The sequence below is a fragment of the Commensalibacter sp. W6292M3 genome (assembly GCF_016101315.1).
Classification (GTDB): domain Bacteria; phylum Pseudomonadota; class Alphaproteobacteria; order Acetobacterales; family Acetobacteraceae; genus Commensalibacter; species Commensalibacter melissae.
The window spans coordinates 85,971-110,819 of sequence record NZ_JACFQT010000001.1; the positions used below are offsets into that span (position 1 = coordinate 85,971).

General features: G+C 39.4%; 24 protein-coding genes. 16 read left to right on the forward strand and 8 right to left on the reverse strand.

The annotated features are described in order from the left end of the window. Positions 1–21: 21 nt before the first annotated feature. From H3T57_RS00405 to H3T57_RS00415, 3 genes are all read right to left on the reverse strand, one after another. On the reverse strand, positions 22–1,785 hold the full coding sequence (locus tag H3T57_RS00405; RefSeq protein WP_198192526.1) for a DEAD/DEAH box helicase: 1,764 nt from the start codon (positions 1,783–1,785) through the stop codon (positions 22–24). A gap of 386 nt (positions 1,786–2,171) precedes the next feature. Continuing rightward, on the reverse strand, positions 2,172–2,963 hold the full coding sequence (locus H3T57_RS00410) for a class III extradiol ring-cleavage dioxygenase (RefSeq protein ID WP_198192527.1): 792 nt from the start codon (positions 2,961–2,963) through the stop codon (positions 2,172–2,174). A gap of 31 nt (positions 2,964–2,994) precedes the next feature. Further along, positions 2,995–3,630, reverse strand: coding sequence for a class I SAM-dependent methyltransferase (locus H3T57_RS00415; protein WP_198192528.1), 636 nt, complete (start codon positions 3,628–3,630; stop codon positions 2,995–2,997). Between the two features lie 80 nt (positions 3,631–3,710). On the opposite strand from H3T57_RS00415, the gene dapF reads away from it, so the two are divergent. From dapF to H3T57_RS00440, 5 genes are all read left to right on the forward strand, one after another. Further along, the gene (gene dapF / locus H3T57_RS00420) at positions 3,711–4,535 is read left to right on the forward strand and encodes a diaminopimelate epimerase (RefSeq protein WP_198192529.1); all 825 of its coding nucleotides are present in this window, start codon (positions 3,711–3,713) and stop codon (positions 4,533–4,535) included. Next, the gene (mtaB, locus tag H3T57_RS00425; protein WP_198192536.1) at positions 4,532–5,794 is read left to right on the forward strand and encodes a tRNA (N(6)-L-threonylcarbamoyladenosine(37)-C(2))-methylthiotransferase MtaB; all 1,263 of its coding nucleotides are present in this window, start codon (positions 4,532–4,534) and stop codon (positions 5,792–5,794) included. The genes dapF and mtaB overlap by 4 nt, the downstream gene beginning before the upstream one ends. After that, complete coding sequence (gene ftsY, locus H3T57_RS00430; protein WP_198192538.1) at positions 5,795–6,751, forward strand: signal recognition particle-docking protein FtsY; 957 nt, start codon at positions 5,795–5,797, stop codon at positions 6,749–6,751. It abuts the gene before it with no gap. A 341-nt stretch (positions 6,752–7,092) separates the two neighbouring features. Next, positions 7,093–7,683, forward strand: a complete 591-nt coding sequence (locus H3T57_RS00435) for an LIC_12616 family protein (protein WP_198192540.1) — start codon at positions 7,093–7,095, stop codon at positions 7,681–7,683. 5 nt (positions 7,684–7,688) lie between these two features. Then, positions 7,689–8,789, forward strand: coding sequence for a peptidoglycan-binding protein (locus H3T57_RS00440; protein ID WP_198192547.1), 1,101 nt, complete (start codon positions 7,689–7,691; stop codon positions 8,787–8,789). Positions 8,790–9,081: 292 nt separating this feature from the next. On the opposite strand, the gene H3T57_RS00445 is transcribed toward H3T57_RS00440, so the two are convergent. Both H3T57_RS00445 and gap read right to left on the reverse strand, forming a co-directional pair. Further along, positions 9,082–10,308, reverse strand: coding sequence for a phosphoglycerate kinase (locus H3T57_RS00445; RefSeq protein ID WP_198192548.1), 1,227 nt, complete (start codon positions 10,306–10,308; stop codon positions 9,082–9,084). Next, positions 10,308–11,333, reverse strand: coding sequence for a type I glyceraldehyde-3-phosphate dehydrogenase (gene gap / locus H3T57_RS00450; RefSeq protein ID WP_155568432.1), 1,026 nt, complete (start codon positions 11,331–11,333; stop codon positions 10,308–10,310). Before gap ends, H3T57_RS00445 begins: the two co-directional genes overlap by 1 nt. A gap of 432 nt (positions 11,334–11,765) precedes the next feature. Between gap and H3T57_RS00455 the strand changes: the two genes are divergently transcribed. Together H3T57_RS00455 and hemA are read left to right on the forward strand one after the other, a co-directional pair. Beyond that, positions 11,766–12,221: a hypothetical protein gene (locus tag H3T57_RS00455; RefSeq protein ID WP_198192549.1), complete on the forward strand. Its 456-nt coding sequence runs from the start codon at positions 11,766–11,768 to the stop codon at positions 12,219–12,221. A 119-nt stretch (positions 12,222–12,340) separates the two neighbouring features. After that, positions 12,341–13,567 carry a 5-aminolevulinate synthase gene (gene hemA / locus H3T57_RS00460; protein WP_347400633.1) on the forward strand — a complete coding sequence of 409 codons (1,227 nt, stop codon included), beginning with the start codon at positions 12,341–12,343 and terminating at the stop codon, positions 13,565–13,567. A gap of 44 nt (positions 13,568–13,611) precedes the next feature. Here the strand turns inward: hemA and H3T57_RS00465 are convergent, their stop codons facing one another. Continuing rightward, the gene (locus tag H3T57_RS00465) at positions 13,612–14,376 is read right to left on the reverse strand and encodes a DsbA family protein (RefSeq protein ID WP_198192550.1); all 765 of its coding nucleotides are present in this window, start codon (positions 14,374–14,376) and stop codon (positions 13,612–13,614) included. 179 nt (positions 14,377–14,555) lie between these two features. Between H3T57_RS00465 and H3T57_RS00470 the strand changes: the two genes are divergently transcribed. The 3 genes from H3T57_RS00470 (at position 14,556) to H3T57_RS00480 (ending at position 17,656) form a co-directional block, all read left to right on the forward strand. Further along, positions 14,556–16,079 carry a gamma-glutamyltransferase gene (locus H3T57_RS00470; RefSeq protein ID WP_347400963.1) on the forward strand — a complete coding sequence of 508 codons (1,524 nt, stop codon included), beginning with the start codon at positions 14,556–14,558 and terminating at the stop codon, positions 16,077–16,079. A 176-nt stretch (positions 16,080–16,255) separates the two neighbouring features. Continuing rightward, complete coding sequence (recA, locus tag H3T57_RS00475) at positions 16,256–17,284, forward strand: recombinase RecA (protein WP_110438496.1); 1,029 nt, start codon at positions 16,256–16,258, stop codon at positions 17,282–17,284. Between the two features lie 129 nt (positions 17,285–17,413). After that, the gene (locus H3T57_RS00480; RefSeq protein WP_155567249.1) at positions 17,414–17,656 is read left to right on the forward strand and encodes a hypothetical protein; all 243 of its coding nucleotides are present in this window, start codon (positions 17,414–17,416) and stop codon (positions 17,654–17,656) included. Between the two features lie 399 nt (positions 17,657–18,055). On the opposite strand, the gene H3T57_RS00485 is transcribed toward H3T57_RS00480, so the two are convergent. Then, a complete protein-coding gene (locus H3T57_RS00485) occupies positions 18,056–18,517 on the reverse strand; it encodes a RidA family protein (protein ID WP_110438494.1) in 462 nt (153 codons plus the stop codon). A gap of 14 nt (positions 18,518–18,531) precedes the next feature. Further along, a complete protein-coding gene (locus tag H3T57_RS00490; protein ID WP_198192553.1) occupies positions 18,532–20,091 on the reverse strand; it encodes a vitamin B12-dependent ribonucleotide reductase in 1,560 nt (519 codons plus the stop codon). Between the two features lie 305 nt (positions 20,092–20,396). On the opposite strand from H3T57_RS00490, the gene H3T57_RS00495 reads away from it, so the two are divergent. From H3T57_RS00495 to H3T57_RS00520, 6 genes are all read left to right on the forward strand, one after another. After that, complete coding sequence (locus tag H3T57_RS00495; RefSeq protein WP_122123979.1) at positions 20,397–20,765, forward strand: NADH-ubiquinone oxidoreductase subunit NDUFA12 family protein; 369 nt, start codon at positions 20,397–20,399, stop codon at positions 20,763–20,765. 24 nt (positions 20,766–20,789) lie between these two features. Next, positions 20,790–21,314, forward strand: a complete 525-nt coding sequence (gene mlaD, locus H3T57_RS00500; RefSeq protein ID WP_232349696.1) for an outer membrane lipid asymmetry maintenance protein MlaD — start codon at positions 20,790–20,792, stop codon at positions 21,312–21,314. Between the two features lie 29 nt (positions 21,315–21,343). Then, entirely contained in the window at positions 21,344–21,565 is a 222-nt protein-coding gene (locus H3T57_RS00505) for a hypothetical protein (protein ID WP_155565851.1), read from the forward strand. After that, positions 21,562–22,089 (forward strand): DUF2155 domain-containing protein, encoded by a 528-nt coding sequence (locus tag H3T57_RS00510; RefSeq protein WP_198192557.1) that lies wholly within the window; start codon positions 21,562–21,564, stop codon positions 22,087–22,089. The genes H3T57_RS00505 and H3T57_RS00510 overlap by 4 nt, the downstream gene beginning before the upstream one ends. Before the next feature lie 87 nt (positions 22,090–22,176). Continuing rightward, positions 22,177–22,698: a disulfide bond formation protein B gene (locus H3T57_RS00515; RefSeq protein WP_347400962.1), complete on the forward strand. Its 522-nt coding sequence runs from the start codon at positions 22,177–22,179 to the stop codon at positions 22,696–22,698. A gap of 34 nt (positions 22,699–22,732) precedes the next feature. Then, positions 22,733–24,766 carry an NAD(+) synthase gene (locus H3T57_RS00520; protein ID WP_198192564.1) on the forward strand — a complete coding sequence of 678 codons (2,034 nt, stop codon included), beginning with the start codon at positions 22,733–22,735 and terminating at the stop codon, positions 24,764–24,766. Positions 24,767–24,849 lie beyond the last annotated feature (83 nt).

Here is a 24,849-nt window from a genome sequence, read left to right on the forward strand (position 1 = left end):
AAGGGGCATAAGCCCCTTTATTTATTTTTTGCGTTTTCTTGATGAAGATGATGGACCCGATTTATCTTTGTGTTTAAAATCGGTTTTCTTTCTGGTTCTTGTTTTTTTTAAATCCGACCCATTTTTTCTTTTGCGCCTGTAATCCGGTTTTTTATCACCTTCCCCAATAGACGGGGCTGACGTTTGGTAAATGTTTACGGATTTGTCATTTGCAATATTTTTGTTAAAAATATCTTTTTTTTCCGAGGAAATCTCGAATTTTGTGGCGTTATCAAAAATACGAATATTTCCAATATCTTTTTTCTGGATATTACCAGATTTGCAAATGGTTGGAATAAGCCATTTAGGATCTGCTTTTTCATTTCGACCAACTGGAATTTCATACCAGACCCCGTTTGTAAATGCGTATTTTTCTGATGATTTTTGTCTTCTATTTTCCTTATTGTAAGGGGCGGAGCGCTGTTTCTGCAGGGATATGCCTGTAATTTCCTCGGGATTAGGAATAATTGAACGATAAAATGAAATGACAGCATTCGCAAGTTCATTAAGATTGAACTGTTCAATCAACTGCTGAATCAAAGGTTGATCTTCTTCCATAATATCCTTGCTGCTTAAAAGTACAGGATTGGAAAGAAGACGCTGATTATCCTTTTCACGGATGGCCATCATATCAGGCGGGTTTTCCCAACTTGCTGTTACTTTAGCGTGAGCCAATAGGCGTTCGGCACGATTGCGTTGATTTGAAGGAACAATTAACACGCACCGACCTTTTCTTCCGGCACGTCCAGTCCTTCCTGAACGATGCAATAAGGTGGCGGAATTGGTTGGAAGGCTAGCATGAATGACAAGATCCAGAGTGGGTAGATCCAAACCACGGGCAGCGACATCAGTGGCAACACAGACTCGTATTTGACCAGAACGAAGACTTTTAATGGCATGATTTCGTTCTTCCTGTCCAAGATCGCCAGAAAGGGCAACACATGAAAAGCCCCGTTCAATCAAAGTTGATTGCATATGACGAACGAGTTCTCGGGTGGCACAGAAAACCATTGCTGTGGGGCTGTCAATAAAACGTAAATAATTAATAACGGCGTTATCAACCTCCTTTGGGTGAATCAAAGAAGCGTGATATTCAATGTCTCTATGCTGATTGGTGGGAACTGTATTAATTCTCAATGCTTTTTTCTGATATCGTCGGGCCAGGTTTTCAATATCTTTGTCAATGGTTGCGGAAAAAAGCAGGGTTCTATGATTTGATGGACATGCGGATAATAATTCCTCCAGTTCATCACGAAAACCCAAGTCCAACATTTCATCTGCCTCATCAAGAACAATTGTGTCCAGGCCAGATAGATCAAGATGATTATGCCGTACGTGATCACAAAGTCGTCCGGGTGTTCCCACAACGATATGACAGCCTTTTTCCAGTGCATAAGCTTCTTTACGAACATTCATTCCGCCAATACAGGTTACAATCTTGGCCTTGGTATTTGTATATAGCCAGGATAATTCTTGGTGAACTTGTAACGCTAATTCGCGAGTGGGAGCGATAATCAGGGCTAGCGGTAATTTTGCAGCGGCAAACTGATCTTTATTAGCAAGTAATGTTGTTGCCATGGCAATTCCATAAGCCACGGTTTTACCTGAACCGGTTTGAGCAGATACAAGTAAATCTTGTTCATTATTCTGTTGTTCAAGAACAGCCTGTTGAACAGCAGTCAAGGCTGTATAGCCTTTATTTTCTATAGCTTTTGCAAGGGAGGAATGAATTTGAGTAAATGGCATATAGGAATCCGAAACGTAGGTTATAAATCTAAACAAAAAATCAACTATATAACAAAGTGGATTTTGTTAAATAAATGAAGGTTTTGTGGGAAATTGTAAAAACAGAATGAGTGAAATGGGGGTATTATCAGATACATTCAAGGTTGATATAATATCATAAAGCGGTTTATCAATATTTATTAGGTTAAAACATATCTACAATATTTATAAAATATTCTAAATACAAATTTTTTCAAACTTAAAAATAAATATTTAAGGATTTATTTTGTATTATCATGAAACAATTTTTATAAAAAAAGAAAATTAATGTCAGTATTATCTAATACTGTAGAATATGTTAAAAACTAAAGCATGATTTAAGGGAATATTTTCTGTTTTGATAATAATCAACCAAATTGGTAAGCAGAAATTGGTTTATGTAAAATTATATCTTTAAATATACATTTTCCATGATCTTGTCTTGCTGCGCCAGAAACCGCCATCAAGGGTAGAAGATGTTCTGCACGTGGATGAGCCGAATGTGCGCCGGCGGTTTTTTCCCATTCAATCAATAATCTATCACGATCATCACAAGCGGGAAGGGAAATGATATCGGTTAACCAGTTATCAAAAGCATATGCCTCTCTGGTGCCTTGACCAGAAAATAAAAAGGGCAGGTTATGATAGCTCATCCCACTTCCCATAATTAAAATATTTTTATTGCGTAGCGGATAAAGGGCCCGACCGATATTAAAATGGTATGCCGGATCAAGGTTATTATGTAGCGATATTTCCACAATTGGAATATCGGCATCAGGAAACATGACTTTTAAGGGAATAAAAACACTATGATCCCATCCTCTTTTTTCTTCAAATTCACTTTGAATATGCTGTTCTGTTAAAAGGGTATGGATTTGTTCGGCAAGAAGCGGATACCCTGATGCTGGATATTGTAATTGATAAGTATGTTCGGGAAAGTCATAATAATCATAATACAAGGATGGATTTGGGTGATGGTGGATTTTGATCGGATCGCTTTCCCAATGAGCCGCAATGACAACGATGGCATCTGGTTTTTTAGGTAATGTTTTAGGGAATTTGTGTAGAAAATCACCCATATTGGTCCATATATTATAAGGATCATCCATAAAAAAACACGGACCGCCCCCATGGGGAAGATAACAAACGGGTTGACGCATTACAGATTCATTCCAATATGATTAGCATAAATTAAATTTTACTGGCAACAACACTATATATGCTGCTTTTCCAGAGAGGCTGATTATCGGGTGGATGCACTTCTCCCTGATCGAAATTGTTGAATCCTGATCGTTTCAGAAGAATTTTGATAAGGCGCTGGCGCTCCCCGTTATCAAGTGCCTGCCATAAGGCAATGGTGCGGGTCGCTAAATATCGGGGGGAAAAAGAAAAGATCATTCTGCCTCGGGGTTTTAATATCCGATAGCATTCCTCAAGAATAGCGAAAGGATTTCGCAAATATTCAATGACTGAGCACAGGCAAATATAATCGACACTGTTATCTTGTAAAGGAAGGGATAAATTTTGGTTAATGTCCTGAAGAATTTTTTTTGTTAATTGATGATTTTGTTGCAAGGCATTGTTATCGATATCAATACCGATTAAATCTTGGTATGGAACATTCGCGGGAATATGACTGTTTGATCCACACATTAGGTCGAGAATGGTATCGCCTTTTTGTATGAGAGTATGATATAAGGCTTCAATAGTTTTATATCCCCCTTGGTCGATAAGAGGCACAGGTTTATGATGCGTATAATATTCAAGATCATTTTCTGTACCAGCAATATCAAAAGAATGGGGATGGAAATCGTTTAATTCGGTCATGGGCATAAAAAATTGGCGTTTTTTGTGTTACATTGATAAATTAAGTCAAGTTAAGTACCAATAGTTACGTTAGAATAATAATGGATATTTCTTTTAGTAAAATGCATGGTATCGGTAATGATTTTGTCATTATCGATAATTCTGTCAACAGAATTCAGCTGAATAATAATCGTATTGCCGAACTATGTGATCGTCGTTATGGGATTGGCTGTGACCAGTTGATTATATTATCTGCTCCAAGAGATAAAAAAGCCGATGTTTATGTTCGTTTTTTCAATCCTGGTGGTGATGAGGCCGGTGCCTGTGGAAACGGTTCACGCTGTGTCACGGTATGGTTGCATGATAAATTTCAACGTAAGAATTTTACCTTACAAACCAGCGCTGGGTTACTGCCAACCGAGGTCATTGATGCTTTTACAGTAAAAGTAAATATGGGACAGCCAAAAATGAATTGGCGTGATATTCCACTACAACGTGATGTTGATAGTTTATATTTGCCATTATCCGGGGAACCGGCAGCGGTTTCTATGGGAAATCCCCATGTAACATTTTTCGTTGAGGACTTATCTACGGTCGATCCTGTATTTTGCGGTCAGGTTCTGGAAAAAGACCCCTTGTTTCCGGAAGGGGCAAATATAGGGTTTGTACAGATGCTGGATCGTCAAAACATGCGGGTTCGTGTTTGGGAACGCGGGGCAGGGTTAACACTGGCTTGTGGTTCCGGTGCATGTGCTTCTGTTGTGAATGCGGTTCGGCGAGGTTTGGCTGATCGTTATTGCGAGGTAAGAATGGATGGTGGGAATTTGATTGTTGAATGGGATGAAGCCTCTAATGATGTATTGATGACAGGTCCTGTTCATTTTTCTTTTACCGGTCAATTTAATTTGGATCATTACCCTTTATGACATCAAAGACCCAAAGGGAAAAACCGCAGATCATTACCTTTGGATGCAGGCTTAACCGTTATGAAAGTGAGGTAATGAGCCAGCATGCCGAGCAACTTGACAATGTCGTTATTGTCAATACCTGTGCCGTGACAGCTGAGGCAGAACGGCAGGCAAAACAGGCAATTCGTCGGCTACACCGAAAAGATCGCGAAAAACGTATTATCGTCACGGGTTGTGCCGCACAAATCAATCCTGAACAATGGTCGTCATTACCGGGTGTGAAGCAAATATTGGGAAATGAAGACAAGTTAAAGGGGGAAAATTGGACAGAGGCAGCTTTATCTCAAGGAAATCAGGTCTCCGATATCATGACGGTGAAAAATACCGTGGGACGGATTGTAACTGATTTTACCGGTCGGACTAGGGCTTTTGTTCAAATTCAGCAGGGATGCGATCATCGTTGTACTTTTTGCGTTATTCCTTTTGGGCGGGGACCTTCCCGGTCTGTTTCTGTTAAGGGAGTGGTTGATCAGGTAAAAGCTTTGACCCAACAGCAATACAATGAGATTGTTCTTACAGGAGTTGATATCGCTTCATGGGGAAGGGATCTGAAACATAAAGGAAGGTTGGGGGATCTGTGTAAGGCTATTCTAAAAGATGTTCCGGAATTAAAAAGGTTAAGATTATCATCAATTGATCCAATTGGTATGGATCCGGTTTTGTGGGATTTAATGGCCAGTGAATCTCGTTTTATGCCCCATCTTCATTTGTCGCTTCAGGCAGGTTCCGACATGATATTAAAACGGATGAAGAGACGTCATCAAACCAAAGATGTTGGATCATTGGTTGAACAACTTCGTTCAATACGCCCTGATATAGGACTAAGTGCCGACATTATTGCAGGTTTTCCGACGGAGGATGAATTGTATTTTCAGGAGACATACGATTTTCTAAAGACAGTTGCCATTCCCTATCTTCATGTTTTTCCCTATAGTGAAAGAAAGGGCACACCTGCGGCCCAGATGCCAGCCGTTTCAATTTCCGTAAGGAAAGAGCGTGCGGCCCGGTTGCGAAATTTGGGTGCGGAAATAGCCAGTTCATATCATGAATGTTTTGTTAATAAAACGGTTTCCATCTTGATGGAAACGGTTGATCGTGGTCACAGTGAACAATTTTCCGCAGCAACCTTAACAGGTAAGGAGGCAACCCCCGGTGAAATTATTTCAGCCCGTGTAATTTCGGGTAATTCTGATGGTATAATAGTAGAAAGAATATAAATGGCGCTTGGTTTTTTTTCTCGTCTTAAACAGGGGCTTTCCCGTTCAACGCAAAAATTGGGAAACAACTTAACATCTGTTTTTACAAAACGACGATTGGATGATGAATCACTTGAACAATTGGAGGATATTCTAATTTCTGCTGATTTCGGGCCAGAAGTAGCGGAAAATGTTATTGAATCCTTTCGTAAGACCCGGTTCGGTTCGGAAGTTACGGATCAGGAAATAAAACAGGCCCTTGCAGAAGAAATTTCCAAGATTTTAAAACCAGTTGCCATACCATTTCAGCCCAATCCTGATTTGAAACCCCATGTTGTTTTGATGGTTGGCGTAAACGGGACAGGAAAAACGACAACGATTGGAAAAATGGGACAGTTTTTTACTGATCATGGGCTTAAGGTGATGATGGTTGCCGGGGATACTTTTCGTGCGGCAGCAGTAGAACAATTGCAAGTGTGGGGTGATCGGGTTGGTGTATCGGTTATTTCAGGAAAACCGCAGGCAGATGCGGCGGGTCTAGCTTTTGAAGCCCTGAAACGTGCAAAAAATGAGAAAACAGATTTGCTGTTGATTGATACGGCAGGTCGTTTGCATAATAAAAGTGCCCTGATGGAGGAGCTTGCCAAAATCATTCGTGTCATGCGTAAATTTGATGAAACGGCGCCGCATTCTGTTTTATTGGTTTTGGATGCCACAACAGGTCAAAATGCAATTGAACAGGTTCGTATCTTTAAGGAGATGGTTGATGTTAGTGGATTAATCATTACCAAATTGGATGGTACGGCACGAGGAGGTATTGTCATTGCCTTGGCTGAAAAATTTAAGTTGCCAATCCATGCAGTAGGAGTTGGTGAAAAGGCGGAAGATCTTCGCGATTTTTCTGCAGAAGAATTCGCCAAGGGATTGGTGGGAGATACAGTTCAACTTTCCACTACAGAAGTTAATGTTGATAACTGAGCTATTATTTTGATTATTGCTATAATAAATGGTTTTATAGGGATATCGTTGATGGCTCTATAATGTTTGAAAACAAAATTGTGAATTTATAGTTTATATTTGCAAAAGCCACTTAAATATATCTAGAGAAATTGATACAAACAGTCAAACATTATTGAATTTTCTGTCAGATTTTGAGATTATTTTAGTAAGTTAGTATTAGTATAGTTTGATGAAGCGACCTTGATAGTAGGTCGTTTTTTTGTTTTTTATCAATAGAATTTTTCCAATAGATGCCAAGACAATAGCATCAATATTCCAATTAATTTCCAAAACAAAAAATTTAAGAAAGCCTTAATTCTATGAGTAAAAAGGATAATAAACATGTCAAAGTCATGGTTGTTGCTCCCAAAGATGGAGAATTTTCAGAATTATACACTTTAAGTTATAAAGAAATGTATAATTTGGTAGGAAAATTCATAAAAAAGGCTATCCCTATTAAAGGAACTGAATTAACGATTATACAAGGTCGCGGCAACCGAGTTTCAACCCCCAAAGCACCCTATATACTCATGAATATCGTTGACGAAAACCGTCTTTCAAGTAATGAAAGCTATTATCGGGGGCGTCATAAGATTTTCAGGTCAAGATCGCAGATTACAATGACCCTGATGTTCGTCGGAAACGAATATGTTCCAGCACTGCAAATGGCCAAGTCGTTTATAGTCAGATTTAATGATTCCTGGGCAAGTGATCAGTTTGAGCAATATAAAGTGCCATTTTTTCCTCTTTATAGCGATGAAGTAATCATAGAAAGTTCATTTGTCAATGCGGAAGATCAATATGAGGATGTTTGCTCGGTTGATGTTTATTTTGAATATCATCCAGAATTTGGAGTTTGTGAAGGCAGCGCCAAAGAAATCATTATGAATGTCAATGGATTCAATGAGTAATTAAAATGCGTAACATTCGTCATTCGGTTGGGCGTAATGCTGTAAATAACCGTCAAGATGTTATAATTGTACAGTCGTTACTCAAACGGCATGGTGCATCATATGTTGATGTTGATGGAATATGTGGTCCGCTTACAAAAAAGGCAATCATTGAGTTTCAGAGTAAATTTTATACACATCCTGATGGTGTTATAACACCCGGTAAAAAAACTTCAATATACTTGAATAATTTTACGGGTTTGCTGACCCAAGATTCTTCAACCTCGCTTGCAATAAATCATGCTGAAAGGAAACTGTCATCTATTCAACCCTGGCAAAAAGAAGGAGAAAAGCAAAAGGGCTCCGCAAGTGAGGCAACAAAAAATGCCGTTTATCCTCAAATTATAACGATTGGTATGCTGGATGCTGTAAATCCATCAGGTAAAGGAAAGAATGGAGTTAACGCTACAGCATTGCCTTACCTTAATAGAAATGCCAATCATTTTAATATGACAGATAAGCGGGAAATTGCTTATTTCCTATTTCAGATATCTGCTGAAAGTGGACTTCAACCAATAGCGGAAAATTTAAATTACCGTGTAAGTGCAATGCGCGATAAATTTGGTTACCAAGCAGTACGGATGTGTAAAAAAAAATTATGCAAAAAAATAAGAGTGCGAAGAGATAAATTGTGGACACAAACTTCTCATTATGCTCATCATCCACAAGCATTAGGTAACTATGTATATGCTGATCGTATGGGAAATGGTGATGAGGCAAGTGGCGATGGATATAGATATATAGGCAGGGGGTTTCTTCAAATAACAGGCAAAAATCTGTATAGAAGAATGCAGGATTATCATCATCAAGAATTTCCCGATGATATTAATAATTTATTAAACAATCCTGATTTGGTTGCAGATAGAAATCATTATGAATATGCTGTGGAGACAGCATTTGTTTACTGGTTTGATATTGCAAATGCTCATGATCTTGCAATTTCAGCAGATGCTACAGTCAAGGCCGTAACACGTAAAGTTAATGGAGGCCAAAATGGTTATCAGGCAAGATTGAATGCATTTAATCGTTTGGCAGATTATTTGGGGTTAACCAAGGCTAGTCAATAGATTTAAGTAAAAAGATTTTAGTTAACAAGATCGCAAAAATTATTTTAGGATTATTTATATTTCCATTTTTTCCAATTCATGGAAAACAAAATATTTTTGTTATGTTAAAATAGCATAATTTTCATAGAGGTTTAACAGATGTTGATAGTTATAAAACCTATACTTATGAAAGATATAAAACTGCTATTGATATTAAAAAATTCATCGGGAATATGATTGTCATATTTCAAGTAGAAAAACAAAAAAGACTGAAAAATCAGCCTTTTTTGTTTCAAAAGTTTTTTTAAAAAACCTATAAAGGCATTGTTTCTTGAGCTAATGTTGTTAGGGCAACAATACCTGGAAGAGCTTTACCTTCCAGCCATTCAAGAAATGCGCCACCAGCGGTTGAAACATAAGACATTTCATTGATAACGCCAGCATGTTTTAAGGCAGAAACCGTATCACCGCCGCCAGCAATACTTTTAAGCTTGCCAGCTTTGGTTAATTTGGCAGCTTCTTGAGCCACTTCATTGGTTGCCTTATCAAAAGGTGTGAATTCAAAAGCACCCAAAGGCCCGTTCCATACCAAGGTCTTGAGCTCAGCTAGATACTTGTTCAGTAATTTCACCGTTTTTGGTCCAACATCCAAAATCATTTGGTTATCGGGAACGGCATGGACATCAACAGTTTGTGTCGCTGGATTATTTTTTAATTCAGCGGCCACAACAACATCTACAGGTAATAGAATTTTACAATTTTGTTCTTTTGCCTTTTCCATGATGTCACGAGCTGTTTCATGCATGTCGGCTTCCTGCAGGGATTTACCAGTCTTGACGCCTTGAGCGGCAAGAAAGGTATTGGCCATAGCCCCACCAATAATCAATACATCAACCTTATTGATCATATTGGAAAGCAAATCAAGCTTTGTGGAAATCTTTGATCCGCCGATAATGGCACCAACTGGACGGTCAGGATGTTCCAAGGCGGCATTCAATGCATTTAATTCAGCCTCCATTAGACGACCTGCAAATGAAGGAAGGAATTTGGTAACACCCTCGGTTGATGCATGGGCACGATGGGAGGCTGAAAAAGCATCATCAACATAAACGTCTGCCAAAGAAGCAAGCTCTCTAGAAAGCGTTGGATCATTCTTTTCTTCACCAGCATGAAAGCGGGTGTTTTCAAGTAAGAGAATATCACCGTCTTTCAATGACGTGACAGCTTTCTGGGCATCAGGGCCAACACAATTATCAGCAAAAGCCACAGGCTGTTTTAAGATATTGGATAAAGCTTCACCGACTGGTTTTAAAGACATTTCTGGAACCACCTTGCCTTTTGGACGGGCAAAATGGCTGCATAAAATAACCTTTGCACCTTTTTTAACCAGTTCCTTGATGGTGGGGACCAAACGATCCAGACGCGTTGTATCGGTAATTCTGCCATCATGCATGGGGACATTCAGATCCCCGCGCAAGAGAACTTTCTTACCTTTGCAATCAAGATCATCAAGGGTTTTGAAAGTTTTCTGTTCAACCATTATTTTGCATTCCCAAGGGCAACAGCTGTATCAGTCATACGGGTTGAGAAACCCCATTCATTATCATACCAGCCAGCAACACGGATCAATTTACCATTGTCAATAAATCCGGTTTGTGTTGCATCAAAGGTTGAGGAGTTAAAGCAATGGTTGAAATCGGAACTTACGAGCGGTTCATCATTATAGCCAAGAATACCCTTTAGCTCACCCTCGGCCGCTTTTTTGAAATAGGCATTTAACTCTTCAACAGAAGCGGGTGTTTTGGTGGGAACAAAGTCCAAAGCAACATAAGAAACATTAGGGGTTGGAACGCGAATGGCAATTCCATCCAGTTTTCCTTTTAATTCGGGAATAACCAATGCAACGGCTTTTGCGGCACCAGTTGTTGTCGGAATGATGTTTTGTGCAGCGGCACGGGCACGATGGAGATCTTTATGTAATGTGTCAACCGTGCGTTGATCACCTGTGTAAGAGTGGATGGTCAACATGCTGCCCCGTTCAATTCCGACTGTATCCTGAAGAACCTTTGCGATAGGAGCAAGACAGTTTGTGGTACATGATGCATTGGAAATGACAGTCATGTTGCCATTGATAATTTTGTGGTTAACACCGTAAACAATGGTTGCATCAACATTTTTTGCGGGGGCGGAAACAAGAACCTTACGGGCACCAGCCTGAAGCAATGCACTTGCGGCCTCCTTGCTTGTGAAACGTCCTGTGCATTCCATTGCAACATCAACACCTTGTAATGGAAGTTTTGTTGGATCTGCTTCGGCTGTAATTTTGATTGGGCCAATTTTACGTCCATTATGTGTTGTAATGGTCATTGTATTATTTTCGACTTTAACATCTGCAGGAAGACGACCGTGAACCGTATCATAACGGAGAAGGTGAGCATTGGCCTCTGGGCTGCCAAGGTCGTTAATCAATACGACTTCCGCATCAGTGCGTTCGGTTTCAATGATGCTGCGTAGTACCAAGCGACCAATACGTCCAAAACCGTTAATTGCAAGTTTAATAGCCATGATAGTTAAATCTCCCTTTAAGGTTAAAAAGATTTTCCAAGGCGAATCGTCTTGTGAAAATTAATATAAAAACTTTTCTTCGTCTTTAACTCTATTTAATCACGTTTTTTTGATAACGTGAATATTAATCTTAATAATTTACCACAAATTTGATCTTTTGTTAGCTTTTTTAACAATATGCTAAATGAGGTTGTGATTGCACAGGATTATCAATCTTTTATATGAATCAAGTGTAGGATCAAATTTTTTTAATGAAACTTGCATGTCAATAGCAGTCTTAGTTTACGGTTTATTTCGGGTAATTGAATAAAATCGATTATTGAATAATAGAAATATAAGGGTAAAGGATTTCTTTATATTGTAAAATCAATTATTAAGGTTTAATTGAGATTGTTAGCGTTCTTTTCCAACTTTGCACTTTAAGTCAATTTTATGATCAGTCATTTGCGTTATGTTTCCTTGTTATTAAGTGGTTTTTTTTTATTAAGTTCTTGTAAGCTGGTTGATCAAAGGACTTTTAACCCGAGTGCAGGACGTAGGCCTGCTCCTTATATTCCCCCGCCTCCTCCACCTCCACCTCCTCCGCCTGCACCACCGATCGAAATTGTAGAGGGAACGCCCCAGGATCAATGGGAAAAACCTTTGACAAATTTGGTAAAGGATGCGTTGTCAAGAAAAGCGGATGCCTTGTTTGTTATTACTTCTGTCACCCCAATTTCATCTGATCCTGTAATGCAGCAGGAGCAAATGAATAATATTGCAGCGCATGAAGGCAGGGCAATTGCAAATGAAATAATCCGAGCGGGTGCAAAGGCGGAGCAAATTCAAATGAATGCCAAGGCAGATGGTGGGGTCAAGAAAAATGTTGTCCAAGTCACTATACAATAAGGTTATTGGATGATTTCTTATATGTTCTATATGAGGACGTAATGGATTGGTTATTCAGACAATGTTTTGTCATGTTGAATCATTTAAATCCCAAGGGATTTAAAATAGGAGAATAGATTGTGTCAGAACCCATAATATTTTCACATCCTTTTTATGCCTATTGCAAAGAGGCGCTTGAAGATATCGAGAAACAGGGACGGTATCGACGTTTTACTCCTTTAAGTCGTCAGTCAATGCATTATCCTGTTTATGATAGAAAGATTAATGCAAAAGAGGAAACCCCGATTATAGCCTGGTCAGCCAATGATTATCTGGGTATGGGAATTGAACCTGAAGTCATGAATGCCGCCATTATGGCTATTCAAAAATATGGTGCAGGTGCAGGTGGGACAAGAAATATTGCCGGAACCCATCCCTTGCATGAAGCGCTTGAGGCTGAGCTTGCAGACTTGCATGGTAAAGAGGCGGGCTTGTTATTTGTATCAGGTTATGCATCAAACCAGGCGAGTTTGCAAACTATCCTAACGAGTATGTCCGGGAACTGGATGACTTTTTCCGATCAGCAAAATCATAATTCTATGATTGCTGGTATAAAAGGAGCTAAAAATGCTGATTGTGTGGTTTTCAAACATAATGATTTGCAGGATCTTGAACATAAACTTGCAAATGCTCCAAAAAATGTTGCCAAACTGATTGCTTTTGAAAGTGTCTATTCTATGGATGGCGATATTGCGGATATCGGGGCCATCTGTGCATTGGCACACAAATATAATGCCTTAACTTATTTAGATGAGGTACATGCTGTCGGTTTGTATGGAAAAGAGGGTGGAGGTGTTTCTCAAAGGGATGGTGTAGCGAATCAGGTTGATATCATTGAAGGAACCCTTGCAAAGGGCTTTGGTGTACATGGGGGATATGTAACGGCGAAACGTGAAATTATTGAGTATTTACGATTGGCTGCGGCTGGATTTATTTTTACGACTTCCCTACCCCCATCTGTTGTGGCAGCGGCATTAAAAAGTGTTCGTTTGGTTCGTCAGCAGAATTGGCGTCGTGAAAAATTGTTTGAGCGTATTCATACGTTTCAGGAAAAATTGAGACAGGCCAATATTCCTTTTATCGAGACAAAAAGCCAGATTGTACCCGTAATTATTGGAGAGGCTGAGTTATGCAAAAAAATAAGTCAACGTTTATTGGATGAATACAAAATTTATGCACCACCAATAAATTATCCAACCGTGCCCAAAGGAACGGAACGATTGCGATTGACTCCCAATCCTTATCATACGGATAAAATGATGGATGATATGGTAGATGCCTTGAAAGCTTTGTTACCTAAAAAATGAATTTTAAAGGCGATTTGCGGGTCGCCTTTAGTTTGGCTATGATATTATTTATTAAGTTTATCAATAACTTGTTCAAGATTGTCATAGCTTATTGCACCTTGAATGATATGTTCACCATTAATGATCAAGGCTGGAGTACCTTCAATACCAAGATCATGAGTTAATTGAAGGTTGCCGTTTAAAGCGTTGGTGACGGAATCCGCTTTCATATCGATTACCAATTGATCGGCGTTCAGTTTAAGTTTCTGTGCAATAGATTTGATTGTATTAAGGTTGATATCTTCCTGACTGGTCATCAAGGAGCGCATCATTGCAACATAATTGTTTTGTCTAGTTGCCGCAATTATGGCCTGAGACTGCAATTTGCTGTTTTCAGAAAGGATGGGAATGACTTTTAGGATTACCTTGACATCCTTATGTTTTTTGACCAGATCGATTAAAATAGGCAGCATTTTTTTACAGTATCCACAATTTGGATCGTAAAATTCAGTAATGGTTGTAGCTGCGTTTGGATCGCCCATCAGTCCGTCAGTGGGTAGCTGACGTAACAGTAATCCTTTTTTCTCTTTTATTGTCTGGGTAGAAAGTGAAGCGCGTTGTTGCTCTTTCTTTTTCATCAGGGTTTGAATTCCAGTTTCTAATAGGGTTGGATCATCTTTTAGAGCCTGTCTGACAATGGAAATGATTTCTTGACGTTGTTGGGATGAGAAAGTTGCTGCTGGATCTTCACTATGACCAATGACAGGGAAAGAGATAAGACAAGAGAGTAATGAACCTGTCATTAAAGGATAAAAGGATAATTTTTTCATAAAGCGTTTTCCGATTGGTAAAATTGGGATTTTATCATATGGATGGATAATATTATACAGAATTGTAATTGTTGTGATATAAAATGAATCTCGATAGAGTATGGCTTGATAATTTGAGTTAAATATAACTTTCGAACCCTATTATGGTATTATTGATTTTTTAAGTGGAGCGCTGCCACGTGTCAAAACGTTATCAAATTTCAAAAGGTCGTGTTGAGGCAAAGACAACAAAATTTACTCAAAAATTCAGGGACGGATCAAGGCAAAAGATAGTTTTGTTTAAGAAGGCTGTTTGTGGTTTCGCCTTGGCATTTTCAATAACGGCATGTGGTGGGGATCATCACGAGAAAAAACTATCAAAATCTGCAAATTTGAATCATCGTGTAACAGGATATGTGGGGAGCGTTGCTGCAGATGAACCACAAGCCGCCATGTTGGCGCGGGATATCCTGATTCGTGGGGGAAATGCGGCTGATGCAGCTACGGCCCTAGGTATGGCATTGACAGTAACTTTGCCTTCCCGTGCCTCGCTGGGAGGAGGTGGAGCATGTCTGGCGTATCATCCCGGACAGCCGGCACAGTCAATTATTTTCCTTCCTCAGGCAGGAAGAAAACCTTCCAGTAATAGTGATCGTCCAGCAGCGATTCCAATGATGGCAAGAGGATTATATTTATTACAGGCAAGTTACGGCAAGTCAGATATTAATGATATTTTACGGTTGGTTGGTAATTTGGCAGGAAATGGTGCTCCCGTTTCTGACACGTTGGCGAGTGATCTGGCAGCTGTTCAGCAGCCCTTATTTGAAGATTCTGCCATGCAGAGAGCATTTACAAACGCAAATGGACTTCCTCTTAAGGCTGGGGATATTCTATATCAGCCTCGTTTAAAGATTATTTATGACCGATTGATTAGTGCAGGTATTGCAGATCTTTATATTGGTTCTCTTGCAAGAAGTTATGCATTGGGATCCCAGATTGCGGGGGGTGGTTTGTATAACGAGGACTTTAGAAATGCCCTGCCTGTTCAAACCTCAGCTTTGTCTTTGACACAAGGGCAAAATATTACATATTTTTTATCTCCTCCTGCAGATGGAGGTCTGGGTATGGCAATGGCGATGCATAATGGACAAAATAGGGATGATGTTGCCCAGGGTACAGTTGCAAAATGGCGTGCAGAAAATAGTTCTACTTATTTGAAGTCATCCATTGAGGGAATGACAAAAAAAGCTCAAGACTGGCTTGATAATGGGAAGGCGGGCAGCGGCAGTTTGCCAGCATTGCCTGCATCTACATCCTTTGTAGTTGTTGATCGTGATGGGGGAGCCGTTTCTTGTGCTTTAACCATGAATAATTTATTTGGTACAGGACGTATTTCTGGAACAACCGGTATAGTTATGGCTGCGTCTCCTCGCCAGTTGCCGCCACCTTTGTTAACGGGATCTATTTCAACGTATAAACAGCGTTTTATTGCAGGAGTTTCTGCCTCTGGACAGAATGATGCGGCGCAAGAGGCTGCTGTGACCATGAATGCCTTTTTGAACAAACAAGGAAATAAACGGGAAAAGGATGTTTCATTATCGCATTCGAGCGGCTCAAAAGGACGGGTAAATGCCGTTTATTGTTCTGATGGGTTGCCAGGAAATGACAGGCAATGTCATGCTTATACAGATCCAAATGGTATGGGATTGGCAATTAGCCGTTAAGATAATTATTGCTGTTATGGATCATTGATATTTTGATAAAAATACCAATATTGTAAATGTAAATATTGTATTTTTATCTTTTAAAATCTTCAAAAGCAGCAATAAATGTTTAACTGGGGTTAATTTGGGAATTTACGGTCCCCACGTTATTTATTTATAAGGAAATTCTAAAAATAATGGACAAGAATAAAGCATTAGAAGGAGCTTTGTCTCAGATTGAACGTGCCTTTGGTAAAGGTTCAATCATGAAGATGGGAGAGCAGTCTGTCGTTCAAGTGGAAGCAATTTCAACAGGCTCGATTGGTCTGGATATTGCTTTAGGAATTGGTGGTGTCCCTCGTGGACGTATAGTTGAAATCTATGGTCCAGAAAGTTCCGGGAAAACAACAATGGCGTTGCATATTATAGCCGAGGCTCAAAAAAAGGGTGGTACATGTGCATTTTTGGATGCCGAACACGCTCTTGATCCCATTTATGCGCGTAAGCTCGGCGTTGATATTGATAATTTGCTCATCTCTCAACCTGATGCCGGGGAACAGGCATTGGAAATTGCGGATACTTTGGTTCGTTCTGGCGCTATTGATGTCTTGGTAGTGGACAGTGTGGCAGCATTGGTTCCCCGTGCAGAGTTGGAAGGGGATATGGGGGACAATCATGTTGGATTACATGCCCGTTTGATGAGCCAGGCCTTAAGAAAATTGACCGGATCTGTTTCTCGTTCCAATACCTGTCTGATTTTCCTTAATCAGATTCGTCAAAAGATTGGTGTTATGTTTGGATCGCCAGAAACAACTACAGGCGGAAATGCATTGAAGTTCTATTCTTCTGTACGTATGGATATTCGTCGTATCGGTCAGGTGAAGGAAAAGGACGAAATCACAGGAAACCAGACGCGGATTAAGGTGGTTAAAAATAAAATGGCTCCTCCTTTCAAGCAGGTTGAATTCGACATTATGTATGGAGAAGGAATTAGTAAGATGGGAGAATTGATAGATCTGGGTGTAAAAGCAGGGATTATTGAAAAAGCGGGTTCATGGTTTTCTTATGACAGCCAGCGTATTGGTCAGGGACGGGAAAATGTAAAGCAGTTCTTGCGAGAGCATCCGGAGATAAGTCAGGTTATTGAGCAACGTATTCGTGAGCATTCTGGTATTATTGGTGAAGGCTCGATGGATGATATGGCTATCGGCACTGATGATTTGTGAGATAGCTAGTTATAGCTGTTAATTTTCTTCATTTATCAATTTGTTGTATAGAAATTGATAAATTTAATAGTTTATGATTATTAAATGTTGCATTCAAATGATCTAAATGGAGAAAATTAAAAATGGAATGTGAATAAAATTAAGTGGCAGGGTTTATTAACGCAGACAGAAGAACTCGCTAAAAACTTTTTTATCCTTCCCTTTGCCCAGATGATTCTGGAGCATGACGTATTCAGTCATCTTGGGGTTATGCAGGAATATAATTGTAGATACGGTATTAAAATGGACGAAAAGATGGATTTTGCGATCTTAAAAGATGAAAAAAATCAAATTTTAATTGTATATAAAACATTGGCGATGATCTTAATATAAATACAGGCCTCACAAATTTACGGTATTTTTCAGTAATGGAAGCTCGTATAGTCATTCTTGCAAATGGCAGGGTATATAGATTTTTTACAAATTTAGATGCACCTGATAAAATGAATAACGAATTGTTTCGATATTAAAAAGGTAATCTCTCAGCAAGTTGTAGATCTAAAACAATTGTATGTCGAGATATAAAAAGTTATTTTGATATTTAGTTAGAAAATAACCGTAAATCGGTATGCTGATTGCATTTTAAATGTAAGAAAAATCCTGTTTGATGAGAATAAAACAGAAACATGATACTTGCAAGAAACTCTGGATAATATATTTAAATGCATACCAGATATATATACAGAGTATAATCAACTATTATACTCGTGTAGATCAACTGGCAGAATAGATTTATTTCAATTCAAACCAAGCTTCAACCTCAACACAGGCATCCATTGGTAAACATGCTACACCAAAGGCAGAACGTGCATGTCGTCCTTTGTCTCCAAAAATTTCTACAGCTAGATCTGATGCTCCATTCATGACAACAGCCTGCTGGGTAAATTCCGGTATACTGGCAATGAACCCCCCCAGGCGGATTAATTTGCTGATTTCATTTAACTGTCCAATAGCGGCCTTGGCCTGTGCCAAAATATTGATCATGCAATAGCGGGCTGCTTGTTGCCCAGTTTTAAGGTCAATGGTCGCGCCCAATTTCCCGGTTGCAAAAAGTTTCCCGTCTATAAAAGGAAGTTGACCAGAAATAATCAGGGAATTATTGGTTTTGATTGCAGGAAGATAATTTGCAACAGGGGCTGTCGGGGTAGGAAGTTGAATTCCAAGTTTGGCAATGCGTTCCTCAATAGATGACATGTCTTGATCCTTTCTTAGCTTACAAGTTTGAATTTTGAATGTTTCCGTGGGGAAGAGTGAGATTGATTCATTTCTTCCTCTGGTAGATCCAAAGGCAGCATGGGGAGTTTTTCCTCATCAGACTGTAAATTATTAGGTGCGTCAGGTAAAGGCTGGTTTAAATAAACATCTGATAATAGCCGGAAGCTATAATCCAGAAACGAGGTCGCGTAAATCGCTCCTGGATCCCCTTCAACGGTTCCGGCAATGCCGAAGCAGCTATAGGCAAATGCGGAAACGAATTCCTTTAAAGGAACCCCATATTGCAGACCAATACTGACAGCCTGGCCAAGGCTGTCTAACAAACCTTTAACCATGGCATTTTCTTTTAAAGGCGTAATCGATATCTCACCAAGCTTGCCATCTTCGTATTCACCTGTACGCAAAAACAATCCACGTCCAGCAATACTCGCTTTTTGTGTAATTCCTTTGTGACGTGGTGGAAGAGGTTCTCGAATTCCCCGGGGTAATATGGTTTTTGAAGCGAGGGGATATTCCATTGGATGGGGACGGGGGGGCATTGAAGTTGTAAAACCGATCAATGCCTGATGCATTGTGCAATGCGCCTGATGAGAAGGGGGTTGAAGTATCAAATTTCCCGATAGGGTTGCAGCCAGTGCACTTTCAGGAGTTAGTTTTTGTTTTGCCATTCGCGCAATAGTACTTATTGCCAGATGTCCGTCTTCGGTAACAGGGGAAAATATGGGGGCAAGTCCACATGCTTCTGATCCTAGAAATAGATCTTCAGGTCCGGGAATTGAGAAACCGGTTTCTATCCTGGGCAGAGGCAAAGTTTTTTCCTCAGAGGCAAGACTCCATATTTCTTTGGCAAGGGTAGTTAATTCTGGTAATGCATTCCAGTCTGGTGACAAGGGAAGATAATCAGATCCACAACCCGCAGTTGAGAGTAAGGTTGCAAAACAGGTAAGGCAACAAGCCACATCCCGTCCTTGGATACTGTCATATTCCAGACCGAGTTGTGCAAGACAGGCATCTAAATTGGTAAGATAAATTGTCCCAGCAATATTGTGATATGATTCTGCATTTTCAGAATCTACAGGCTTTTGCTTTGGGGAAATCTGCAAATCTGGAAAGGGGAGTTCACTGTTAATGAAATTGAACTGTTGCTTATAGAGAATACGGATACTATCGATAACAATTTGCAGAACTTTCCGATAAGAATGCGCGTCAAACCCTGTTTCAGTTGACGCAAAGGCAGCCAAATTTATGGTAAAGGCGGGTTTTTGACTGTTGTCATTTTGCCAAATACGTTGATTGGGACAGGCCTGTTGGTTTAGCAGAATTGTTTCCCAGTCATAAACTGTCCAATTTTTGATCCCTGCATTTGCCGCATGATCACAAAGAGGCAGTAACCAGTTGGCAGTGATTTGATCTGTTTTAACAGAGAAGGATTCCAGTTGATAGGATGAGCATAACTGTAGGATCGCTGTTGCAGTTTGATCCTCCCATCGAGCGGGCATGGTTACTGAATAAAGAGATGCGTCGGGATCAATCGCGGCTTGCAGATTACGCATCCTGACGCCATTCCAAATATGTCTTGTGTTCATAATAATCAAGTTTACATTTTTTTTGGAATGTCGATAAGCTGAATAAATAGGTAAAAAGTTATACAGGTATCTGTATTCAGTGGATATTGTGGATAAAATTCCGGTTTAGTTTGTTTTCAACTTTTTATTTATCTTAGGATGTAATCTTTTGATTATTCGCTTTAATTAGAATCCAATTTAATTTTTTTTGTGATTTTTATGGAAAAAAGGTATATGGTTGTTAGAAGTTATTTGATAAAGATACTACATAATTATTTTGTTTGAATTATATTATGACAACACTTGGAACGCGTTTACACACACTTTTAAAAGGACGTTTGGTCGGGAAAGATTCTGATGGACGTTCCTATTATGAATCTCGCAAACTAAACCGTCTTGGCGGAGGTGAACGTCGTCGTGAGCGGTGGGTTATTTATAAAAAAGGTGATGATCCCTCCGCGGTTCCCCCAGAGTGGTGGGTCTGGCTACATTATGAGGCGGATGCACCAGTTCCGGTATCAAAGCGTCATCCCTGGCAAATTCCCTATCATTCCAATTTAACCGGAACAGCCAAGGCTTATCATCCACAAGGGAGCGATTATGCCGGTGGTCAACGAGCCAAGGCTACGGGTGATTATGAAAGCTGGGTTCCTGAGGTTTAGTTGAAAAGATAGTTCATGGTATTGATGCCCTCTCAAAAAACACGGCAAATAATTGAACTTGTCACAGGTTTGATAGTGTTGGTTGTTTTTGTTGTTGCTGTTATCATGGCTATTATTGGACATGGGCAGAAAAATATTGGAGGGTATCCGTTATGCGCATCGTTTAGCCAGATTGACGGGCTGGAAGTCGGTTCAGACGTAAAATTGGCAGGGGTGAGTGTAGGTCAGGTTATTCAGGAAAAAGTTGACTCAAAAAGATTTAATGCGGTTGTAACTTTTACGGTTCGGCCAGATGTAAAATTACCAGTTGATACGGCGGCAATTATTACAAGTGATAGTCTGCTAGGTGGAAAATATATTGATCTTTCTCCAGGTGGTGATGAAACGGTTCTTAAACCTGGTCAGTTTCTGACCCATACCCAAGGGGCTATCAGTTTGCAACAGCTTTTAAGCAAATTTATTTTTTCTGTTACAGATAATATGAGTAAGAATGAAAAGAAAAAGGCGGACAATTCTGCTGATCAATTCCATAATAATGAATTACATTGACTAGTTTAAGAATTTAAGGGTTGGTTAAGATGAAAGCAGAAGTTCAAACATCTTCATTAAATTGGCCTCAATCTGATGGAAAACCTGTAACCTGCAAAGAAAAATTAAAAATTCTGGAAGAAAACAAAACCGAGTTAACACAATATATGCAGGATGTATTTGAGGACGCATTGCTGATTGGAGTGGACGAAGAATTCATGCGGGATTTTCTAAAAGATATGGTTGATCAATTACGGAGTCCGGTAAAATGAAAAAATATTTTTGCTGTTTAGCTGTTGCCATACTGGGAATAGGTAATATTTCAAACAGTTTGGCTGAAACCAGTAAATCAGCAAAACAAAATTCCAATGTTGCTGAACAGTGGATAAGACAATCCGAAGCTGTTGTTCGAATTTTGAATAAACTTGAAGCCCATACTGAAATTTTAAATATACCGGTTGGACAATCAGTGCGATACCAGACCCTGACAATCGAGGCTCTTAATTGTGTAATACGTCCTCCCTCAACACCTTTTGATAGTGCCGCCTTTCTTCAAGTAACAGACACAAAATTAACATCCATTCATTTTGCTTCATGGATGTTTTTATCTGAACCTGGAATAGCTGTTTTTGAGCATCCTCTATATAATATAAGTGTTGTTGGTTGTGCAGGTACTCCAATGAATGATTCCCAAAAGGTTCAAAAAAAAGATGAAAAAAATATACAGCACCCTGTTGAGCAATCTTCAGAATCAATTGAAAATTCGTTAGAGAAGTCTTTGCAATCGCAACATTAAAAAAATATGGTAAACTCGCTTTTTTATAAAGTCTATTTCATATTTAACCGTTCATCATTCATGTGTAAACCAGTCTAGGTATCAGTCGTGACCAATTATAATAAATATTATATGAAAACGATTACTGCAATTTTTTTTATATTGGCAGGCGCATTCGCTATTGGTGCAGCGTGGTTTTTACAGCATGTTTTGCATATGGTTCCCTGTGGTTTGTGTTTATTGGAAAGATGGCCATATCGTTTTCTGATTATTTTGGGTATTTTGGGTATTTTTATTCCAACACGATATTTGATCTTGATTTTATGGGTTGGATTTATGGTTTTGTTGATGAGTATTGGTATTTCCTGTTTACATATTGGGGTGGAACAAGGATGGTGGGCAAGTCCGTTACCTGAGTGTAGCGCCAATCTTGTCGCAACGGACAATCTTGCCGATCGGCTTGGCGCTATGCCGGATCGTCCAGGCAAACCCTGTGATGTCGCTTCTTATCCTTTTTCTTGGCTGCCAGTTTCATTGACAATGCTAAATGGATTATATTCTCTCTTCTTATTTGCTATATTGATTTGGCGGTTGGTTGAAGAAAGACATAATCGTAGAATATATTTTTAGATCCTTAAATTATATTTAGTATGTGAGATTCTTCTTGAAAAATTTTTACTCGTTGTATGAACATAACCTTGCCCGGGTGGGATTATGCAATTTTACAGTCTGTTTGGCAGATCCTTATTCGAACAGCGAGAAAATAATTCAACTGGCTTTAAAGGCCCATCAGGAATGTGTTGCACTTTGTGTTTTTCCTGAATTGTCTCTGACGGGATATTCAATTGAGGATCTCAGGTTACAGGACAGCCTGTCAAGTGCTGTTAAGGAAACTATTGAACTGATATGTGATGCAAGCCAATCCCTTATGCCTGTTCTCATATTTGGAGCTCCTGTTGTTTTTAAGGGTGCTTTGTATAATTGTGCGGTTGTTGTTCATAAAGGTAAGATTCTGGGAGTAGTTCCCAAATCCTATTTACCTGGTTACCGGGAATTTTATGAGGCCAGACAATTTGTTGATGGGCAATTGATTGTCAATGAGTCCATAGTTTTTAACAAACAGAACGTTCCTTTTGGTGTTGATCTGCTTTTTAAAGCAGAGGATTATCCTGATTTGCTTATAGGGACGGAGATTTGCGAAGATTTGTGGGTACCAATTCCCCCAAGTAGTTATGCCTGTATGGCTGGTGCCACCGTGATTGCCAATCTTTCGGCAAGTAACATAACTGTAGGTAAAGCGGATCAGCGTTCTTTGTTGTGTCAAACGCAATCTTCACGTGGAATTTGCGCTTATCTATATACTGCTGCAGGAAATGGTGAATCTACAACGGATCTTGCCTGGGACGGACAATTGTCAATTTTTGAAAATGGTGAACTTCTGGCGCAAACAGAACGTTTTCCAAAAGGCGATAATTTTCTATATGCAGATATTGATCTTGATTTGATACGTCAGGAACGGTTGCAACGCGGAACATTTCATCAGTACTATGCAAAACACCCACCTTATCGTTTGATTGCATTCAAATTGCAACCTTCAAATGACACCATAGGGCTTCAACGTCCCTTGGAACGTTTTCCCTTTTTCCCTTCGGAAGTCCATCGGTTGGAACAGGACTGTTATGAAGCCTACATGATTCAGGTTTCAGCATTGAAACAACGTATTCAAGCCAGCAAAGCCCAGCGAATGATCATTGGTGTTTCTGGAGGACTTGATTCGACACAGGCTTTGCTGGTTGCTGTACAGGCTGCTGACGATCTCGAAATGGATCGACAGTCTATTTATGGGTATACAATGCCGGCATTCGGAACAGGCAAAGAGACGAAAAATAATGCCGAATCATTGATGAAAAGCCTTGGTATTCATTGGGAATGCTTGGATATTTCTGATACAGCCAGACAAATGTTAAAAGATATAGGACATCCTTATGCAGAAAATAAGCCTGTATACGATATCACCTTTGAAAATGTCCAGGCGGGATTAAGAACAGATTATCTGTTTCGTCTGGCCAATCTGCATAATGGTATTGTTGTTGGGACCGGGGATCTATCAGAATTGGCGCTGGGATGGTGTACTTATGGCGTAGGGGATCAAATGTCCCATTATCATGTCAATGCTGGGTTACCCAAAACATTAATTCAACATTTGATACGATGGGTTGTTCAATCCAGATTTTTTTCAGAGGAAACTGGCAGGGTTTTGCAGGAAATCTTGAATACTGAAATCTCGCCAGAACTCATTCCTGCAAAAGATGCAAAATCCATTCAAAGTACTGAATCGATAATTGGACCATACGCATTGCAAGATTTTAATTTATATTATTTTCTAAGATATGGTCTAAAACCTTCAAAAATTGCTTTTTTGGCCTATCATATATGGTCAAATTCATGCAAGGGGAGCTGGCCTGCAGGTTATCCTGATACAAAAAAAATCGATTATAATTTATGTGAAATTAGGCATTGGCTGGAAATATTCATTAAACGGTTTTTTGCTTTTAGCCAATTCAAACGATCAGCCATGCCAAATGGTCCCAAGATTCTCGCAGGAGGAAGTCTTTCTCCACGGGGAGATTGGCGTGCCCCTTCAGATGGAAATGCGAATATATGGTTAAGAGAACTTGAAAATGTTCCTTTCGATTGATTTTGTTCAAAAGGTTTAAAAAGTAAAAAAACTAGTATTTTTGGAAATACTAGTTTTTTGGTTATTTTTTAAAGATAAGCGAT

What these genes read in the sequence shown, in the direction of transcription:
- H3T57_RS00405 (WP_198192526.1), bottom strand. Translation starts at nt 1,785, where the DNA reads ATGCCATTTACTCAAATTCATTCCTCCCTTGCAAAAGCTATAGAAAAT.
- H3T57_RS00410 (WP_198192527.1), bottom strand. Translation starts at nt 2,963, where the DNA reads ATGCGTCAACCCGTTTGTTATCTTCCCCATGGGGGCGGTCCGTGTTTT.
- H3T57_RS00415 (WP_198192528.1), bottom strand. Translation starts at nt 3,630, where the DNA reads ATGACCGAATTAAACGATTTCCATCCCCATTCTTTTGATATTGCTGGT.
- dapF (WP_198192529.1), top strand. Translation starts at nt 3,711, where the DNA reads ATGGATATTTCTTTTAGTAAAATGCATGGTATCGGTAATGATTTTGTC.
- mtaB (WP_198192536.1), top strand. Translation starts at nt 4,532, where the DNA reads ATGACATCAAAGACCCAAAGGGAAAAACCGCAGATCATTACCTTTGGA.
- ftsY (WP_198192538.1), top strand. Translation starts at nt 5,795, where the DNA reads ATGGCGCTTGGTTTTTTTTCTCGTCTTAAACAGGGGCTTTCCCGTTCA.
- H3T57_RS00435 (WP_198192540.1), top strand. Translation starts at nt 7,093, where the DNA reads ATGAGTAAAAAGGATAATAAACATGTCAAAGTCATGGTTGTTGCTCCC.
- H3T57_RS00440 (WP_198192547.1), top strand. Translation starts at nt 7,689, where the DNA reads ATGCGTAACATTCGTCATTCGGTTGGGCGTAATGCTGTAAATAACCGT.
- H3T57_RS00445 (WP_198192548.1), bottom strand. Translation starts at nt 10,308, where the DNA reads ATGGTTGAACAGAAAACTTTCAAAACCCTTGATGATCTTGATTGCAAA.
- gap (WP_155568432.1), bottom strand. Translation starts at nt 11,333, where the DNA reads ATGGCTATTAAACTTGCAATTAACGGTTTTGGACGTATTGGTCGCTTG.
- H3T57_RS00455 (WP_198192549.1), top strand. Translation starts at nt 11,766, where the DNA reads ATGATCAGTCATTTGCGTTATGTTTCCTTGTTATTAAGTGGTTTTTTT.
- H3T57_RS00465 (WP_198192550.1), bottom strand. Translation starts at nt 14,376, where the DNA reads ATGAAAAAATTATCCTTTTATCCTTTAATGACAGGTTCATTACTCTCT.
- recA (WP_110438496.1), top strand. Translation starts at nt 16,256, where the DNA reads ATGGACAAGAATAAAGCATTAGAAGGAGCTTTGTCTCAGATTGAACGT.
- H3T57_RS00485 (WP_110438494.1), bottom strand. Translation starts at nt 18,517, where the DNA reads ATGTCATCTATTGAGGAACGCATTGCCAAACTTGGAATTCAACTTCCT.
- H3T57_RS00490 (WP_198192553.1), bottom strand. Translation starts at nt 20,091, where the DNA reads ATGCGTAATCTGCAAGCCGCGATTGATCCCGACGCATCTCTTTATTCA.
- H3T57_RS00495 (WP_122123979.1), top strand. Translation starts at nt 20,397, where the DNA reads ATGACAACACTTGGAACGCGTTTACACACACTTTTAAAAGGACGTTTG.
- mlaD (WP_232349696.1), top strand. Translation starts at nt 20,790, where the DNA reads ATGCCCTCTCAAAAAACACGGCAAATAATTGAACTTGTCACAGGTTTG.
- H3T57_RS00505 (WP_155565851.1), top strand. Translation starts at nt 21,344, where the DNA reads ATGAAAGCAGAAGTTCAAACATCTTCATTAAATTGGCCTCAATCTGAT.
- H3T57_RS00510 (WP_198192557.1), top strand. Translation starts at nt 21,562, where the DNA reads ATGAAAAAATATTTTTGCTGTTTAGCTGTTGCCATACTGGGAATAGGT.